14 protein-coding genes and 2 riboswitches are annotated in these 16,365 nt (G+C 66.8%); of the genes, 9 read left to right on the top strand and 5 right to left on the bottom strand.

Annotated elements, in window-relative coordinates; translation table 11 throughout:
- Window positions 1-512: 512 nt before the first annotated feature.
- On the bottom strand, window positions 513-1,004 hold the full coding sequence (locus tag D3260_RS12145; RefSeq protein ID WP_158583521.1) for a DUF2938 family protein: 492 nt from the start codon (window positions 1,002-1,004) through the stop codon (window positions 513-515).
- A gap of 181 nt (window positions 1,005-1,185) precedes the next feature.
- Here D3260_RS12145 and D3260_RS12140 point away from each other — a divergent pair, with 181 nt between their 5' ends.
- Entirely contained in the window at window positions 1,186-3,540 is a 2,355-nt protein-coding gene (locus D3260_RS12140) for an acyl-CoA dehydrogenase (protein ID WP_233544057.1), read from the top strand.
- A 28-nt stretch (window positions 3,541-3,568) separates the two neighbouring features.
- On the opposite strand, the gene gshB is transcribed toward D3260_RS12140, so the two are convergent.
- The 4 genes from gshB to argE all read right to left on the bottom strand — a co-directional run bounded on the left by gshB (window position 3,569) and on the right by argE (window position 8,014).
- The gene (gene gshB / locus D3260_RS12135) at window positions 3,569-4,531 is read right to left on the bottom strand and encodes a glutathione synthase (RefSeq protein WP_120098903.1); all 963 of its coding nucleotides are present in this window, start codon (window positions 4,529-4,531) and stop codon (window positions 3,569-3,571) included.
- A gap of 114 nt (window positions 4,532-4,645) precedes the next feature.
- Window positions 4,646-5,392, bottom strand: a complete 747-nt coding sequence (locus tag D3260_RS12130) for a 16S rRNA (uracil(1498)-N(3))-methyltransferase (protein ID WP_120098867.1) — start codon at window positions 5,390-5,392, stop codon at window positions 4,646-4,648.
- 3 nt (window positions 5,393-5,395) lie between these two features.
- Window positions 5,396-6,751, bottom strand: a complete 1,356-nt coding sequence (gene argA / locus D3260_RS12125; protein ID WP_120098866.1) for an amino-acid N-acetyltransferase — start codon at window positions 6,749-6,751, stop codon at window positions 5,396-5,398.
- A gap of 63 nt (window positions 6,752-6,814) precedes the next feature.
- The gene (argE, locus tag D3260_RS12120) at window positions 6,815-8,014 is read right to left on the bottom strand and encodes an acetylornithine deacetylase (RefSeq protein ID WP_199671490.1); all 1,200 of its coding nucleotides are present in this window, start codon (window positions 8,012-8,014) and stop codon (window positions 6,815-6,817) included.
- A 79-nt stretch (window positions 8,015-8,093) separates the two neighbouring features.
- Between argE and D3260_RS12115 the strand changes: the two genes are divergently transcribed.
- The 8 genes from D3260_RS12115 (at window position 8,094) to gcvH (ending at window position 16,339) form a co-directional block, all read left to right on the top strand.
- Complete coding sequence (locus D3260_RS12115; protein WP_147418185.1) at window positions 8,094-8,480, top strand: hypothetical protein; 387 nt, start codon at window positions 8,094-8,096, stop codon at window positions 8,478-8,480.
- Between the two features lie 133 nt (window positions 8,481-8,613).
- Window positions 8,614-9,903, top strand: a complete 1,290-nt coding sequence (locus tag D3260_RS12110; protein ID WP_120098863.1) for a JDVT-CTERM domain-containing protein — start codon at window positions 8,614-8,616, stop codon at window positions 9,901-9,903.
- Between the two features lie 159 nt (window positions 9,904-10,062).
- Window positions 10,063-10,605: a UPF0149 family protein gene (locus D3260_RS12105; RefSeq protein ID WP_120098862.1), complete on the top strand. Its 543-nt coding sequence runs from the start codon at window positions 10,063-10,065 to the stop codon at window positions 10,603-10,605.
- Window positions 10,602-11,948, top strand: coding sequence for an aminopeptidase P N-terminal domain-containing protein (locus tag D3260_RS12100; protein WP_233544056.1), 1,347 nt, complete (start codon window positions 10,602-10,604; stop codon window positions 11,946-11,948). The genes D3260_RS12105 and D3260_RS12100 overlap by 4 nt, the downstream gene beginning before the upstream one ends.
- Window positions 11,945-13,198, top strand: a complete 1,254-nt coding sequence (ubiH, locus tag D3260_RS12095; protein WP_120098861.1) for a 2-octaprenyl-6-methoxyphenyl hydroxylase — start codon at window positions 11,945-11,947, stop codon at window positions 13,196-13,198. Before D3260_RS12100 ends, ubiH begins: the two co-directional genes overlap by 4 nt.
- A complete protein-coding gene (locus tag D3260_RS12090; RefSeq protein ID WP_120098860.1) occupies window positions 13,195-14,397 on the top strand; it encodes a UbiH/UbiF/VisC/COQ6 family ubiquinone biosynthesis hydroxylase in 1,203 nt (400 codons plus the stop codon). Before ubiH ends, D3260_RS12090 begins: the two co-directional genes overlap by 4 nt.
- Window positions 14,398-14,474: 77 nt before the next feature.
- Window positions 14,475-14,571, top strand: a riboswitch (glycine riboswitch).
- 13 nt (window positions 14,572-14,584) lie between these two features.
- A riboswitch (glycine riboswitch) is annotated at window positions 14,585-14,665 on the top strand.
- Between the two features lie 61 nt (window positions 14,666-14,726).
- Window positions 14,727-15,839 carry a glycine cleavage system aminomethyltransferase GcvT gene (gcvT, locus tag D3260_RS12085; protein WP_120098859.1) on the top strand — a complete coding sequence of 371 codons (1,113 nt, stop codon included), beginning with the start codon at window positions 14,727-14,729 and terminating at the stop codon, window positions 15,837-15,839.
- Window positions 15,840-15,943: 104 nt separating this feature from the next.
- Window positions 15,944-16,339 carry a glycine cleavage system protein GcvH gene (gene gcvH / locus D3260_RS12080; protein WP_120098858.1) on the top strand — a complete coding sequence of 132 codons (396 nt, stop codon included), beginning with the start codon at window positions 15,944-15,946 and terminating at the stop codon, window positions 16,337-16,339.
- The last annotated feature ends 26 nt before the right edge of the window (window positions 16,340-16,365 follow it).

Raw genomic sequence — 16,365 nt, 5'->3', positions numbered from 1 at the left:
GCCGGGGACGTGTCGTCAGCCGATCGGCAGCCGCGCCCCGGCGGACCCCGGACGGCGGCACCACAGGCCATCGCGAGTGCGGCCTGGTAGAGGCGCTAGGTGAACGCGCGATAACGCCGGCTTGCCGGCGCTTGGCCGCCCTTGGCTCCCCGGGTTATTCCCGCCGGCAGCGCCATGCTGCGACACCCCGCGGGGGCAATGCGGCGCGCTTTGTCCTGACGACGCGCCCCAGGGCTTGTTAATACGTCTTGCGTGCGCCGCGCCGGCGCTCGTTTTTTTGCAAGATCAAGGCATCGGGTGCGTACGGCCGTCATTCTGGCCTAGCGAACGACAACGCCGGATTGCCGTCGTGTTTTTGATTTTGGGGCGCTTGTCCCTTCGGGTTGGGCCGCGAATCCCGTCCGGCGGCGTTGCGAGCCTTGATCGTGGCACGCCACGATCAAGGCTCGCGTCTTGCCGGACACACTGCGGTCTCTCGACGAAAAGGCGCTCGAAGGAAACCTCAACAGGCCCTAGAAGACGATCGCGGCCAGACAGACGGCCGTCAGATATTGCGCCACTGCGAAGATCAGATGGCCGATCAGCATGTTGCGGATCGCGGTCTTCTGATCCGCCAGCCCGGCGCCGGCCACGCCGGCGCCCAGCCCCGGCAGAAAGATGAACAGGCCGGCCAGCGTGGCAATGATCACGCCCACGATCAGCGGCGGTATGAGCGTCGGATGCACCGCAAACGCCGCGCCAGCGATGAGAAACAGGAAAAAGCCGTAGACGATGCCGACGCCGTAGTGGAACAGCCACCCGACGGTCCGGTCGGTCGCACTCGGCGCCGCGGTGCCATCCCGCAGCACCCATTCGCCGCGGCTCAGCCCGCGTACCCAGCGCCCGGCCGTGCCCCAATCCGGTGCCGGTACGCCCGCCACGCGTTGCTGGATCTGTGCCCAGATATCCAGAACCAGCGTCGATACGATGCCGATGATCAGCGAAAAGACGATTATCGTGGCCAAGAGGATTCCTTTGAACGGGGCATGAATCAAGTGGGTCGCCGAGTGTAGCAGCCGTCGTTCGGTGCGCCGCGGCAAGGCCGGGCAACTGGGGCGACCCGGAACCGTCGTGCCGAACGGTCTGCCCGCGGCCGTCGATTGTCTGTTACAACGACAGAAGTCCGACGCGCGCGCAGGAGACATCGTGACCGAACGCATGAACGCGCTGGCCAGCCGCGACAGCCTGGCGCCCTTGATGCCCGTACTCTACGTCGCCTGGGCCGACGGCGAGCTCGTGGTTTCCGAAGGCGAACGCATCCGCGAGATCGCCGACGGGATCCCGACGCTCGACGCGGCTGATCGTAGGGTGCTGGATGCATGGCTCGATCCCGGCAGCGCCCCGGGCCCGCGCGAGATGTCGCGCCTGCGACGCTGTATTCGCGAGCGTGTGGCGCACCGACAGGGGTCGCTGGCGGATCTGAGTGCTCGCCTGGAGACGGCCGAAGGCGCCGGTTCGGGGATTGCACCAGCCGTGGCGGCCTATGCGCGCGAGCGCGGCATCAGCGGCGTCGGCGTCTCGGCGGAGATCTTTCAGGACGCCGGCGCGCCGGTGTGCATGACGTTCGACGAGTCGCCGACCGGATTCAATCCGCGCGCGGTCCAGGCCGTGCTCGAAGGCGACTATGCAGGCCAGTGGGCGGATGTTCGTGCGGTGCTGGCCGACGATGTGTTTGCCTTTGCCTACGACGAAACCGGTGAACAGCAGCGTGCGCGTGTCCTGGGCTGGCTTCAGCATATCGCCGCCCATCGCGGGATGGCGCTGGAAGCGCTGCCGGAAAGCGTGGGCGGGCGTGGCGACATGGCCGGCTTCATCCATGTGTTCACCGCACTGGCGATGTTCGATCTGTCGCTCGTGGTCAAGTTCGGCGTGCAATACGGGCTGTTCGGCGGCAGCATCATGTTTCTCGGCAATGAGACGCACCACCAGCGTTATCTGCCCGATATCGCCTCGCTCGATCTGCTCGGTGGTTTCGCGATGACCGAATCCGGGCACGGCTCGAACGTCCAGGAGCTCGAGACCACGGCCACCTACGATGCCGAAGCCGGGGAGTTCGTGGTCGATACGCCGAGTCTTTCGGCCCGCAAGGAATGGATCGGCAACGCCGCACGTGACGGTCATGCGGTGACCGTGTTCGCTCAGCTACGTACCGCCGGCGAGAGTTTTGGCGTACATGCGTTCGTGGTGCCGATTCGCGATGCCGCCGGACGGCCGATGCCGGGCGTGCGCATCGAGGACTGCGGCCCGAAGATGGGCCTCAACGGCGTGGACAACGGGCGACTCTATTTCGACCACGTGCGCATCCCACGTGAGAACCTGCTGGATCGCTACGGTCAGGTCGCGCCGGACGGGACCTACGAAAGTCCGATCGCCAGCGACAACAAACGCTTCTTCGTCACGCTCGGTACGCTGGTCGGCGGTCGCATCAGTGTCGCTTCGGCCTGCGTGACCGCGGCGAAGAAAGCGTTGTCGATCGCGACCCGCTATGGCGCGCTGCGGCGTCAGTTCGGCGGTGCGGATGGCGGCGAGCTGTGCGTGCTCGATTACGTCACGCATCAGATGCGCCTGTTTCCGAAGCTCGCGCATACCTATGCGCTGCATTTCGCCGTCGAGGATCTGATCGATCGGTTCAAGCACCGGACCGAGGAGACGGCGCGCGAGGTCGAGACACTCGCGGCCGGTCTCAAGGCGATGGCCTCTTGGCATGCGATCGACGCCAGTCAGCAGGCACGCGAATGCTGCGGTGGCCTCGGATTCCTGTCCGAGAACCAGATCGCCACGATCCGGCGCGACATCGATGTCTTTGCGACTTTCGAGGGCGATAACATCGTGCTGCTGAACCTGCTGGCCAAGAATCGGCTGGCCCGCTACGCCCGGGGTTTCGAGCAGAATCTGGTGATGACCGTCGCCCGCGAGCTTGCCCGACAGGCGCGCGATCAGTTCAAGGAGCTCAATCCGGTCACGGGCCGGCGTACCGACGAGGCCCATCTGCGCAGCGCCGATTTTCATCTCGAGGTCCTGGCGCTTCGTGCTCACAACCTGCTGGTCTCGGCCGCGCGTCGGCTACGCAAGCGCATCACCGACGGCATGGATCCATACATCGCGTTCACCGCGATTCAGGATCATCTCATGGCCTATGCCCGCGCCGAGATGGATCATCACATCGCAAGCTGTTTCGCGAGTGCGGTTGCCAGCCAGCCGGAAGGCCCGGTTCGGGACGCGCTGGAGCGCATGCGCCAGCTCGCCGTGATCGACACGCTCGTCGAGGATGGCGGCTGGTATCTTGAAAACGGCTATTTCGCCCCGGCCAAGACCAAGGCGCTGCGCAAGCTGCGAATCCGATTGCTCGGCGAGATCCGTCCGGACGCGCTGGGTTACTGCGAGGCATTCGCCATTCCGGAGGGTTGTCTATCGGCGCCGATCGCCTTCGAACACTACATCGGTCGCGAACCGCTGAAAAAAGACGCGACCGAGGCGGCCGGTGCGGCGGGCATCGACTGACGGGATGCCCGCACGCCGGCTACCGGCGTCAGCCGGCCGGGCCGGGCAGACGTTTCTCGATGGCCTCGAAGAGCTGCGCCGCGATGTTGATGTCGAACTGCGCCTCGAGTTCGCGCACGCAGGTCGGGCTGGTGACGTTGATCTCGGTCAGTTTGTCGCCAATCACGTCCAGGCCGACGAACAACAGGCCCTTGTCACGTACGTAGGGCCCGACTTCGCGCGCGATACGCAGATCGTCCTCGGTCAGTTCGCGGCCGACGCCGCGCCCGCCGGCCGCCAGATTGCCGCGCAGCTCGCCCTGGGCAGGCACCCGCGCCAGCGCATAGCCGACCGGCTCGCCGTCGACCAGCAGCACGCGCTTGTCGCCGTCGGTGATCGCCGGCAGATAGGCCTGGGCCATCGCATAGTTGCTGCCGTGCTCGGTCAGCACTTCGAGAATCACGCTCGTGTTGTCGTTGCCTTCGGTGACCCGGAAGATGCGCGAGCCGCCCATGCCGTCAAGCGGTTTGAGGACCACGTCCTTGTGTTCGGCGATGAAGCGCTTGAAGGCATCGGCACGACGGGCGACCAGCGTCGGCCCGCACAGATGAGCGAAACGATTGATCGCCATCTTTTCGTTGACATCGCGCAGTGCATCGCAGCGGTTGACCACCAGCGTGCCTTCGTTTTCGGCCAGCTCGAGGATATAGGTCGCATAGATGTATTCGGTGTCGAAGGGCGGGTCCTTGCGCATGAGGATCACGTCCAGCGCCGACAATGGGATCGTGTGCGACTCGCCGGTGTAATCGAACCAGTGATCGTTGTCGTCGGCGACCGCAATGGGGCGTGTGGTGCCGTAGCCGACGCCGTCGGCGACGAACAGATCGCTCATGGTGAAGTAATGGATCGTGTAGCCACGCCGCTGTGCTTCCAGCAACAGGGCCAGAGTGGTGTCCTTATAGGGGGTGATGTCCTCGATCGGATCCATCACCACGCCGAGCGAATAGCCCATAACCGTCATCCCTTGGCGGTCGCTGCCGCCGATGCTTGCATATTGTCGCGCATGGTAGGCCTTGTCGTGCATCGGCACGAGAGTGCCGGCGCCCGCCGCGGGGCGGAGCGCTTATCAGACGACAAGATCGCCCCACTGCGTCTGGAGCGCGGCCAGCGCGGCCATGCCGGCCGTCTCGGTGCGCAGCACGCGCGGCCCGAGCGTGATGCCTTGCCAGCCGGCGGCCGCGGCGCGGACGATCTCGTCGTCGGCCAGGCCGGATTCGGGGCCGATCAGCAGGGCCGCCCGGGTGCATCGCCCGTGCGCGGATAGCGGCTGCCCGGCGTCCGGGGCCAGCATCAACGCGCGTTCGACGTGCATCGGCAGATCGAGCACCTCGGCCAGGTCGGCGGCGGTATCCACGCACGGGCAGACGAGTCGGCCGGACTGCTCCGCGGCCGAAACCACGACCCGCTGCCAGTGAACCTGTTTCTTGGCCAGCCGCTCGCCGGCCAGCTTGACCTGGCCGCGCGCGGTGAACACCGGCTGGATACGGGTCACACCCAGCTCGACCGCCTTGGCAAGGGCGAAATCCATGCGATCACCGCGGGCGATCGCCTGGACCAGCGTGACATCCAGGGGGGATTCGCGCCCCGGTGTCTCGGCGGCAGTGATCTCGATCTCGGCCCGCTTGCGATCGGCGTGGACGAGCGTGGCCGTGAATTCGCAGTCGGTATCGTTGAACAAGATGAGCGGATCACCCGCGCGCAGACGCAGTACGGTGGCCAGATGATGACGTTTGTCGTCGGGCAGGGGCACCCGCTGGCCGACGGCCAGGGGCTCGGGCAGGTGGACGCGTGGGATGTGTCGGGCACGTGCCATGGCTCAGGCGTTGTCAGCGAGCGGTTTGATGAAGACGGTCGAATTGCGCTGGTAGTTGTAGAGCGCGCGCTTGGCCAGCGGCAGATCCTCGATCGTCGCGGCCGAGAATCCGTGTTCAATGAACCAGTGCGGGGCCTTGGTGGTCAGCACGAACAGCCGGTCGAGCCCGGCCGCCCGGGCCCGTCGCTCGGCCTCGCCGAGCAGGGCGCCGGCACGATGCTGACCGCGATAGGACGGGTGCACGGCCACGCACGCCAGCTCACCGATCGCCTCGTCGGCGTAGGGAATCAACGCACAACAGGCCGTGATCAGCCCGTCGCGGGCCATGACGATGTAATGGCCGATGTCCAGCTCGATGGCCTCGCGCGAGCGTGGTACCAGCAATCCGGCCGCGGCCAGCGGTTCGATCAGGGCCAGTACGCCGCCCAGATCCTCCGGATTGGCCGTGCGCAGGGCATCGTAGGAATCGGCGGCGACCATGGTGCCGATGCCGTCGCGCGAATACAGCTCGCGCAGCAGCGCGCCGTCGGTTTCGAACGAGACCAGATGGGTGCGATCAACGCCGGCCTGGCAGGCAGCAATGGCGGCCGCCAGGCGCGCACGGTCGGCGCCCGAGAGCCGGTCATCGTCCGTGGCGAGCAGGCGCCGCGCGGCTTCGATCGACAGGCCGGGGGCGGTATCGCTGAAACGGGCGTGCATGGCCGCACCGGGGTGCAGCAGCACGAACTTGTCGGCGGCCAGCGCCGTGGCACTGGCCGCCGCCACGTCCTCGGCGACGAGATTGAAGATCTCGCCGGACGGCGAATAACCGATGCACGAAAGCAGCACGATATGGCCGCGCGCCAGATGCGCGTTCAGGCTGGCCGTGTCGATCCGACGGACCTCACCGGTATGGCCGTGATCGACGCCGCCGGCCACGCCGACCGGTCGGGCGGTGACGAGATTGCCGGAGACCGTGGCAATGCGCGCGCCGCCCATCGGCGTGCTCGCCAGGCTGGTCGACAGATGCGCCTCCAGCGTCATCAACAGGCTGCCGACCGACTGGCGCACGCAGGCCAGGGCCGCCGAATCGGTGACACGCACGCCCTCGATGAAGCGGGTGGGGACATCGTCGGCAGCAAGCGCGGCATCGATCTGGGGGCGGGCGCCGGCCACCAGGACCAGACGCACGCCCAGGCTGTGCAGCAGGGCGATGTCGTAGATCAGGTCGGCGAAGCGCGGTGAGGCGGCGGCCTCGCCCGGGATATGGATGACGAACGTCCGGCCCCGATGGGCGTGCACGTAGGGGGCCGAGGCACGCAGGGCGGCCACCAGGCCGGTATCGTCGGAATCCGTAGCGGGCGCGGGTGTCCAGGCCATGGCAATATCAGTGGGTGCGAAAAACGGCGGTGCGGCGGCCGGATCGTTTCGGCCAGCCGCCGATCATACCGGGTTGCGACAGAATCGATCGATGAGCCCGTGCAATATTCGCTGCGTCGGGGGGATGCGGTCGAGCGCCAGATATTCGTCCGGCTGGTGCGCGAGTGCGATGTCGCCGGGCCCGAGGACGATGCTTTCCATGCCCATGGCGTTGTAGAAGGCGCCTTCGGTGGCGAAATCGACCGCCGCGGCGGTCTGCCCGGTCAGTGTTTCGCAGGCGGCGACGATCGGCGAATCGGCCGGTGTCTCGAACGCCGGTGTGCCGGGAAACAGCGGTGTGAAACGGACCTGACAGTCGCTGCCGGCCAAGGCGCGGTTCACGCGCGAGCGCAGTTCGTCGCGTAGCTCGTCGATTGCCATGCCAGGCAGAAAACGCAGATCGATGTCCAGACGGCAGCGCGCCGGAATACGGTTGGCCGCGTCGCCGCCGCGGATCGCGCCGGCGTTGAGCGTGCTATGGGCCACTGGAAAGCCGGCCGCCTCACCTCGTGCGCGCAGCGCATCACGAAACGAGAGCACCGCGCCGAGCGCCTGATGCATGGCTTCGATCGCATTCGCGCCATGCGCCGGATTGCTCGAATGGCCGGCGGCACCCAGCGTTTCGATGGTCTCCATGAAGATACCCTTGTGCTGGCGAATCGGCACGAGCGAGGTCGGCTCGCCGATCACACAGAAGCGCGCCGGGGCGGCCGTCTCGGCAAGCAGACGGGCGCCGTCCATGCCGCATTCCTCGTCGGCCGAGACCACGATCGACAACGGCGCGGCCAGGGGCGTTGTCGCATATTCGCCGGCTGTGGCCGCGGCCAGCGCGATGAAACCTTTCATGTCGGTGGTGCCCAACCCGTAGAGTCGGCCGTCGCGTTCGGTCAAGCGGAACGGATCGCTCGTCCAGCCATCGATATCGTAGGGCACCGTATCGATATGACCGGCCAGGGCCAGCCCGCCGGGCGATCTCTCGTATTCGTCGCCGCCCAGCGTCGCAACCAGATTGACCTTGTCATCACGTCCGGGCAGCGGCGTGAGACGACAAGTGAAACCGGCGTCGGCCAGTTGGTCGGCCAGCGATTCGACCGCGGTCCGATTACCGCAGTCCAGCGCCGGGTCGTCGCTGCTGATCGTGCGATGAGCGATCATTCGTTCGAGCAGGTCTCGCCAGTGCAGGGCCGTCATGGCATCGTGATTCGATAAAGACGTGGCGTTCATGATACGCGTGCCGCGCCGGTCGAGGGCGCAGTCCGTGCTATAAGACGTACGTTACGAACGGACAATCGGAGCGAGGCCCGTGATGCAGCGACAAGGCTATCGATGGCTCGGCATGGCCGCAGCGGCGCTCGGGCTGCTGATGGTCGGATGTGCACATGCCGAGGGGCAGGCCAGCCAGCAGCGGATCTATCTCGATCCGGCGACCGGCGACGTGATCGACGCGCCCGGCGAGGCCCACGGATCCGCGCAGCGCGCCACGCGCACGAACGATGGCGATTCGCCCTACAAGGCCTGGCAGACCGAGGACGGCACGAAGATGCTGTCGGTGGCGCCGGGTGGCGGTGCAGCCGAAACCGTCGTGCATTGCCCCGATGGCAGCCTGCGCATGGGCCATGCCGGCGATGGGTCTGACGAGGCCGATCGCAAAGCGCTTTGTCGCGCCGGCGGTGCGCAATCCGGCGACTGACGCCGGCATCCACACGCAGCCGGCCGAGATGAACGGCCGGTGGCCGGTCATGTCGAGCGGCCATTGCAAGGCGGGCCGAGTCCGCCCACGAAAATCAAGATAGAGCGGTCCGCGCCGCTCCGAGGGATGAACAATGAGGCGAGGGGGAAGCCGTATCGCGCTGGCGATCGGTCTGTTGGGGCTGGCCACCGGCGCGGCGGCAGCGGATTTCAACATCACGAGTCCGGACGTCGGCACAATGCGCGGATTCGACAGCACGCGCAGCGTCTCGCCGGTCGGTGGCAACGATGCCAAAACGCTTGGCGCCCAGCGACGCAATGCGCTGACCTATGCCGCCAGCATCGTGCTGAGCCGGCTATCCAGCCCGGTACCGATCAATATCGAGGCCACCTTCGACACGCGCAACGACAGCGATCTGTCCTGCCGCCGGAATTCGGCCACGCTGGGTTACGGCGGGCCGACGAACTATGTCTATGGCTTCCGCGATGCGCCGCAGGCCGATGTGCTCTATCCGTTGGCGCTGGCCAATGCTCTGGCGGGTCGCCGACTCGCCGATCGCCGTACCACGCCCGACATCCAGCTGATGTTCAATTCGCGGTTGGATGCCGGTCGCGACAGCTGTCTCCAGGGTACGCGCTGGTATTACGGCCTCGACGGCAAGCCCGGTGCCGACCAGCTTGATTTCGTGGCCACCGCCGTGCACGAAATCATCCACGGCCTGGGCTTTGAGTCGCTGGTCGCGCTCACCGCACGCGATGATGCGCGGCCGGGCCAGTTTCCCTTGTTGCCGGACGGCGCGCGCTATCCGGATGTCTTCAGTACCTTCATCCAGGATCTCTCGCTGGACGGCCAGCCCCGCTGGCCCCGGCTCAGCGACGACCAGCGCGCAGCCTCGCTCACACACGGTCCGGACGTGGTCTGGGATTCGGCGACGACCAGCAACGCCGCATACGGTTATCTCTCGGCCGGGCTCAATCAAGGGCGCGTTGAGATGTTCGCGCCGTCGCCTCTGGTCGAGGGCAGCTCGATCTCGCACTGGGCGAGCACGCTGTCGCCGGACCAGATCATGGCGCCCTACGAGTCGCCGGACACGAGCGTGTTGTCCGGCATCGGCATGGCGGCCTGCGCGCTCCAGGATCTCGGCTGGCGGCTGGCCGGGGGGGCGCGCTGTCCAGACATCGAGACGCCGCCCCTGGCCGGTGACGTGGCCGGTGGCTTCGTCGCCGACGCCGACGACTGGTCGCGCGGCGATCCGGACAACCTCTCGAGCGGCGATGACGACAACGACAACGACGGCGGCGGCGGCGGGGGCTGTACTCTCGACCCGCAGGCGCGTTTCGACCCGATCTGGCTGATGCTGCTCGGCCTGTCCGTCGGCGTGGTGCTGATCCGGCGCCGATATCGACACGCATCGAGGCCGTAGACGCGATCGTCCCGGCCGGGCCTGTCTCGCGCTTGGTCGGCTGGGCTACACTGCAGGGAATCGACGTGTCGCGCCTCGCTCGACGCGGCGAGACGCCGACACGTACCGACAATACATCCAAGGCCTCGGTCTGCGGGGCCTGCGATCCACAAGAGCCCCATGAGCCAAACCGATATTTTTGCTGCCCTGAAGACCGGCCTCACGCAGGCCGGCTCGGTGCAGACGCCCGGCGAGACGCACGGCACGCTCACCGGCATGCTCTGCATGGATAACGAAGCGGCGCCGGCTGCAGCTGTCGACGACGTGACGGCCCCGTCGCTGACCTCCGCGCTCGATGCGCTGCGCGAGATCACGCTGGAAGGCCTGTTCGATCCCGATCTGTCGTTCCGGCCCTTGCTGCCGGATGACGAGACGCCGCTTGAGACGCGGGTCGCGGCACTCGCCCGATGGTGCGGCGGTTTCCTCTACGGCTTGAGCTTTTTCGGTGACTTCAACCCGGCCCGGTTGTCCGCCGAAATCCGCGAGGTCGTCTCCGATCTGACCGAACTGTCCAAGGCAGAGCTGTCGGCCGACCAGGACGACGAGTCAGCCGAGACGGATTATGCCGAACTGGTCGAATACGTGCGCGTCGGCGTCCAGATGATCTTTCTGGAATGTCAGCCGAAGCGTGAAGGTCCCGAAACCCGAGAGACGCTCCATTGATTTCCGACGTATCGCATCTAGACCACGCCGATGATCTGGCCGGCCCGGCACGTCGCCGGGCCGCACTCGCCGCTGTGCTGGGCCGTGACGGCATCGCCGTGCTGGCGGCCACGCCCGAGCGCAATCGCAACAACGACGTGGACTATCCGTACCGGGCGAACAGCGACTTCCGCTATCTCACCGGCTTCGTCGAGCCCTCGGCAATTGCGGTCCTGGCGCCGGGCGCCGAGATCGGAGAGTACATCGTGTTCTGTCGCGAGCGGGATCCGGCGGCCGAGACCTGGATCGGCAAGCGGGCCGGCACCGAAGGTGTCGCGCGGGAGTACGGCGCGGACGCGGCCTTTCCGATCGATGAATTCGAGGCACGCATCGGCGATCTGCTGGCGCGCCGCAAGACGCTCTATACCACGCAGGGCATCAACCCGGAATTCGAGACACAGCTGCTGGCACGGCTCAACGGTCTGCGCGCGCGAGGTCGCCATGCGGAGCCGCCGGAAACGATCGTTTCACTCAACAGCGTTGTCCACGAGATGCGTCTGATCAAGGACGCCGACGAGATCGCGCTGATGCGCCAGGCCGCGGCCACATCAGCCGCCGGCCACATCGCCGCGATGCAGGCGGCAGAGCCGGGCGTCATGGAATATCAGCTCGAGGCCACGCTGCATTACGTCTACGGCCTGGCCGGCATGCACTGGGCCTATCCGACGATCGTCGGCGCCGGGGCCAACGGCTGTATCCTCCATTACATCGAGAATGCCGCGCCGCTGGCCGACGGGGATCTCGTGCTCATCGATTCCGGCGCCGAGTATCGCGGCTACGCCGGCGATATCACCCGCACGTTCCCGGCCAACGGTCGCTTCTCGGACGTGCAGCGCCGACTCTACGATATCGTGCTCGCGGCCAACGAGGCCGGTATCGCGGCCTGTACGGTCGGCGCACCGGCCAGCGCGCCGCACCAGGCTGCGCTCGCGGTTCTGGTCGATGGCCTGATCGCGTTGGGTTTCGTGACCGGTGATCGCCAGACCGTGATCGAGAACGAACGTTACAAGCCGTTCTTCATGCACGGTACCAGCCATTGGCTGGGCATGGACGTGCACGATGTCGGGGCCTACAAGAAAGATGGTGAATGGCGCCCGCTTGCTGCCGGCATGGTGTTGACCATCGAGCCCGGGCTCTACGTGCCGCCGGGCAGCGAAGGCATCGACGAGGCCTACTGGGGCATCGGCATTCGTGTCGAGGATGACGTGGTCATCACCGACGACGGACCGGAGGTGCTCACGGGCGATGTGCCGAAGACGCCGGACCGGATCGAGGCACTGATGGCCTCGAACGCGCGCTCGTGAGCGCGCCCTATGACATCGCCGTTGTCGGCGGCGGTCTGGCCGGGGCCAGCCTGGCCTGTGCGCTGGCCGACAGCGGGTTGTCGATCGCCCTGATCGAGGCAGCGGCCTTCGATGCGCCGACCGACGACAACATGCGTGCCCGTACTACCGCGCTGGCCTGGGGCACGCGGGCGATGTTCGACGACCTCGGGCTATGGGGCGCCATGGCCGACGATGCCGCGGCGATCACCGATCTGCACGTCTCCCAGGCCGGTCATTTCGGCCGCGTGACCGTGGCTGCGAGTGAATACGGTTTGCCGGCGCTCGGCTATGTCGTGCCCAACGTGACGATGATCGAGGCCCTGCGGGCCAGGCTGGCCGAGCTTCATCACGTGGACGTGATCGCGCCGGCCCGCTTCGAATCGCTGGTCACGAACGACGGGACGGTCACGCTGCAGCTGGCGGCGGGCGAGACATCGCGCACGCTGGACACCCGGCTCGTGATCGGGGCCGACGGTACGCACTCGGCGGTCCGCCGGGCGCTGGGTATCGGCGCCCAGGTCGACGATTACGAACAGTCGGCGATCATCACCATCGTCGAGCCGGAGCGGGCGCACGGCGGCCGGGCCTACGAGCGTTTCCTGCCCGACGGGCCGTTGGCGATTCTGCCGCGCACGCCCGATACCTGTGCCGCGGTCTGGGCGGTACCGACGGCGCGGGCCCAGGCGTTGTGCGAGACCGCCGACGAGCGTTTCACACACGAGATCAATGCCGCGTTTGGCCACAGGCTCGGTCGGTTGCGTCTTGCCGGTCCGCGCGGTGCGTATCCGTTGTCGCGCGTCCTGGCCGATCGAGCCGTCGCGCATCGTGCGGCATTGATCGGCAACGCCGGTCATGCGTTGCATCCGGCGGCCGCCCAGGGGTTCAATCTGTCGATCCGGGATGCCCTGGCGCTGGCCGCCACTCTGACCGAACAGCAACAGCTTCGCGGCGCGGCGTTCGACCCGGGCGCGGCCGATGTGCTGGCCGGCTGGGCGGACAAGCGACGCCCGGACCAGCACCGGGTCGCGAATTTCACCGATGGCATCGTGCGGTTGTTCTCCAATCGAATCCCGTTGCTCGGCCATGTCCGTGGCGCCGGCCTGTTCGGTCTGTCGCTGGCGCCCGGTGTGCGAGCTGACATGGCACGCCGCAGCATGGGGCTGGCGCTGCTCGAGGACATGCCGCGCGCCGCGTCGTTGCAGGGCGCCCAATCGAGACAGACACGATGAAAAGAAACGCGCGATACGACGTGGCCATCGTCGGCGGTGGCATGGTGGGGGCCGTGGCGGCCGTCGCCCTCGGGCAGGCCGGTTTCGATGTCGCGCTGGTCGAGGCCAAGGCGCCGGCCGCGTTCGACCCGGCGGCGGATTTCGATCTGCGCCAGTCGGCGATCGCGCCGGGCCCGCGGCGTCTGCTGGATAACCTGGGCCTGTGGGCGCGCGTGGCCGATTCGCGCATCTGTGCCTTCACCGGGATGAAAGTCTGGGACGCCGGGCATGAAGCACGTCTGTTTCTCGAGCACACCGCGATCGGGCTGCCGGAACTCGGCCATATCGTCGAGAACGGACTGGTCGTTGATGCGGCCTGGCAGGCGCTCGATACGGTGGACGTGTTCTGTCCGGCCATGCTTGCCGGTCTGGATATCCACGAGGCATTCGTTACCCTGCATCTCGACGACGAAACCGAGGTCACGGCGTCGCTGGTGGTCGGCGCCGAGGGGGCGAATTCGGCGGTTCGCGATGCCGTGGGCATCGGCACCACTGGCTGGTCCTATGATCAGCGTTGCACGGTGGGGGCCGTGACTACCGAACGACATCATCAGCATATCGCCTGGCAACGTTTCACCGAGACCGGGCCCGTGGCTTTTCTGCCGCTCTCGGACGGTCGTTGTTCGCTGGCCTGGCACGCCGATGATGCACTGGCCGCCGAGCTGGCCGATCTGGATCACGATGCCTTCTGTGCACGGCTGACCGAGGCCAGCGGCGGGGTGCTCGGGCGTATCGAGCGCATGGATACCCGGGCGGCGTTTCCGCTCAAGCTGATGCACGCAGAGCGCTATGTCGAGCCCAGAGTGGCCCTCATCGGCGACGCAGCCCATGTCGTCCACCCGATGGCGGGTCAGGGCGTGAACCTCGGGCTGCTGGATGTGGCCGAGCTGGTCGAAGCCCTGGAAACCGGGCGCGAGGCCGGAGCTGATGCCGGGGCGCTGACGTATCTGCGGCGATATCAGCGCGCCCGCATGAGCGACAATCTGGCCATGCTGGCGGCGACCGACGGACTGAAACGGCTCTACGGCAGTGCCAACCCGGTGCTGCGGCGCCTGCGCGGGCTGGCGATCTCCGGTGCGTCGGCACTATCGCCGGTGCGCCAGATCATGTTGCATCAGGCCGTTGGCCTGTCGGACAGCGGCGCGCGTTTGCTGCGCTGAGACGGCGTGCGCCGGGCCCCAGGGCCGCGCCGTGGCTTGGCGTGGCCGGGTACGCCCGGTATAGTCGTGCCACGATCGCAAGACGCGTGGGAGAGCGCGACGGGCTCGGACCGTCGCCGCCGAAGGCGCAATTCCCGCCCGGAAACGCTCAGGCCCATGGACTGCGTGTCGGCTGCGTGAAGCAGCCACGGTCGACTCTGGAGAGCAATCGCGGGACGCGATTCACCGACGGGGCTAATCTCTCAGGTGCCAGGACAGAGGGGCGGCGGATTCAGGAGCGCGGTTCATTGCAATGCCGTCGCGCCGCCACCGCAACGAGAGTCGATCGCATGGGCAAGCACACGCCGCTTCACGACGAACACAAGACCGCCGGCGCCAAGCTGGTGGATTTCGCCGGCTGGGACATGCCGATCAACTACGGCTCGCAGATCGCTGAGCACAATGCGGTGCGTGAGTCCGCCGGCATGTTCGATGTCTCGCACATGCGACCGGTCGACGTCGAAGGCGCGGACGCGCGCGATTTCCTGCGCCATGTGCTGGCCAACGACGTCGCCAAGATCGATACCGTCGGGCGCGCGCTGTATACCTGCATGCTCAACACGCGCGGCGGCGTCATCGACGATCTGATCGTCTATCACCTCGGCGAGACGTGGTATCGCATCGTGGTCAACGCCGCGACCGCGGACAAGGATCTCGGCTGGCTGCACAGCCTGGCCAGCGATTACGAGGTCACGGTGACCGAATTCGAGGATTCGTCGATCATCGCGGTGCAGGGCCCCGAGGCACGCGAAAAATGCCGGGCCGTACTGGGGGCGGCCGAGGACGAGGTCATGGATCTGGCGCCGTTTCGAGCCCTGGCGGTCGGCAACTGGTCGATCGGACGGACCGGCTATACCGGCGAGGACGGATTCGAGATCGTGCTGCCGGCCGCAGAGGCCGTGGATACCTGGCAGGCGCTCGCTGCTGCCGGTGTGCAGCCCATCGGTCTCGGCGCGCGCGATACGTTGCGCCTGGAAGCCGGGCTCAATCTCTACGGCCACGAGATGGACGAGGATGTGACGCCCCTGGCCTCGGGGCTGGGCTGGACCGTGGCCTTCGAGCCCGCCGCGCGAGATTTCGTCGGTCGTGATGCATTGGAAATGGCGCGCGACGCCGGCAACGCACACAAGCTCGTTGGGCTCGTGCTCGATGCACGCGGTGTGATCCGTGAAGGCGCGGCCGTGCGCCGGGCCGGTGACGAAGCCGGGGCCGAGGAGTCGACAGGCGGCGAGGTCACGAGCGGTAGCTTCGGCCCGACCGTCCAGCGCTCGATCGGCCTGGCCCGGGTGCCGGTCGATTGGGAAGGGGCTGTCGAAGTCTCACTGCGCGGCAAGTGGCGGGCTGCGCATATCGTGTCCTATCCCTTCGTTCGTCACGGCAAGATTCGTATTGCGCTCGACTGAGCGTATGCCGGCTGCCTCAGGCGGCCGACCTGTCCGCAGGAGTCGTTCGGCGACGACCCGCGAGACCGACGCAAACAACCCGCGTTATCAGAGGAAGCAAGACCATGAGCGAAATCCCGAAGGATCTGTCCTATACCAAGACCCACGAATGGGTGTCCAACGACGGCGACGGCACGATCACCATCGGCATCACCGAATACGCCCAGGGCTCGCTCGGCGATCTGGTCTTCGTGGAACTGCCCGAGGCCGGCAGCAAGTTCGCGGCGGGTGACGCGGTGGCGGTCGTGGAATCGGTCAAGGCTGCCTCCGATATCTATGCGCCGGTCGAGGGCGAGATCGTCGAGATCAACGAAGACCTCGAGGAATCGCCCGAGCGCGTGAACGAGGATCCGTTCGGCCAGGGCTGGCTGTTCAAGATGTCGATCGTCGACCCCGAGCATCTGGCTGACCTGCTGGATGCCGAGGCCTATGGCGAGATCGTGGAAGCCGAGCAGGACTGATCGCTTCGCGCCGGGGCGTCCTCGCT

It is taken from the genome of Salinisphaera sp. Q1T1-3 (genome assembly GCF_003602005.1).
Classification (GTDB): domain Bacteria; phylum Pseudomonadota; class Gammaproteobacteria; order Nevskiales; family Salinisphaeraceae; genus Salinisphaera.
The sequence above is the reverse complement of the archived record's forward strand: the minus strand, read 5'-3'. Positions and strand labels throughout refer to the sequence as shown.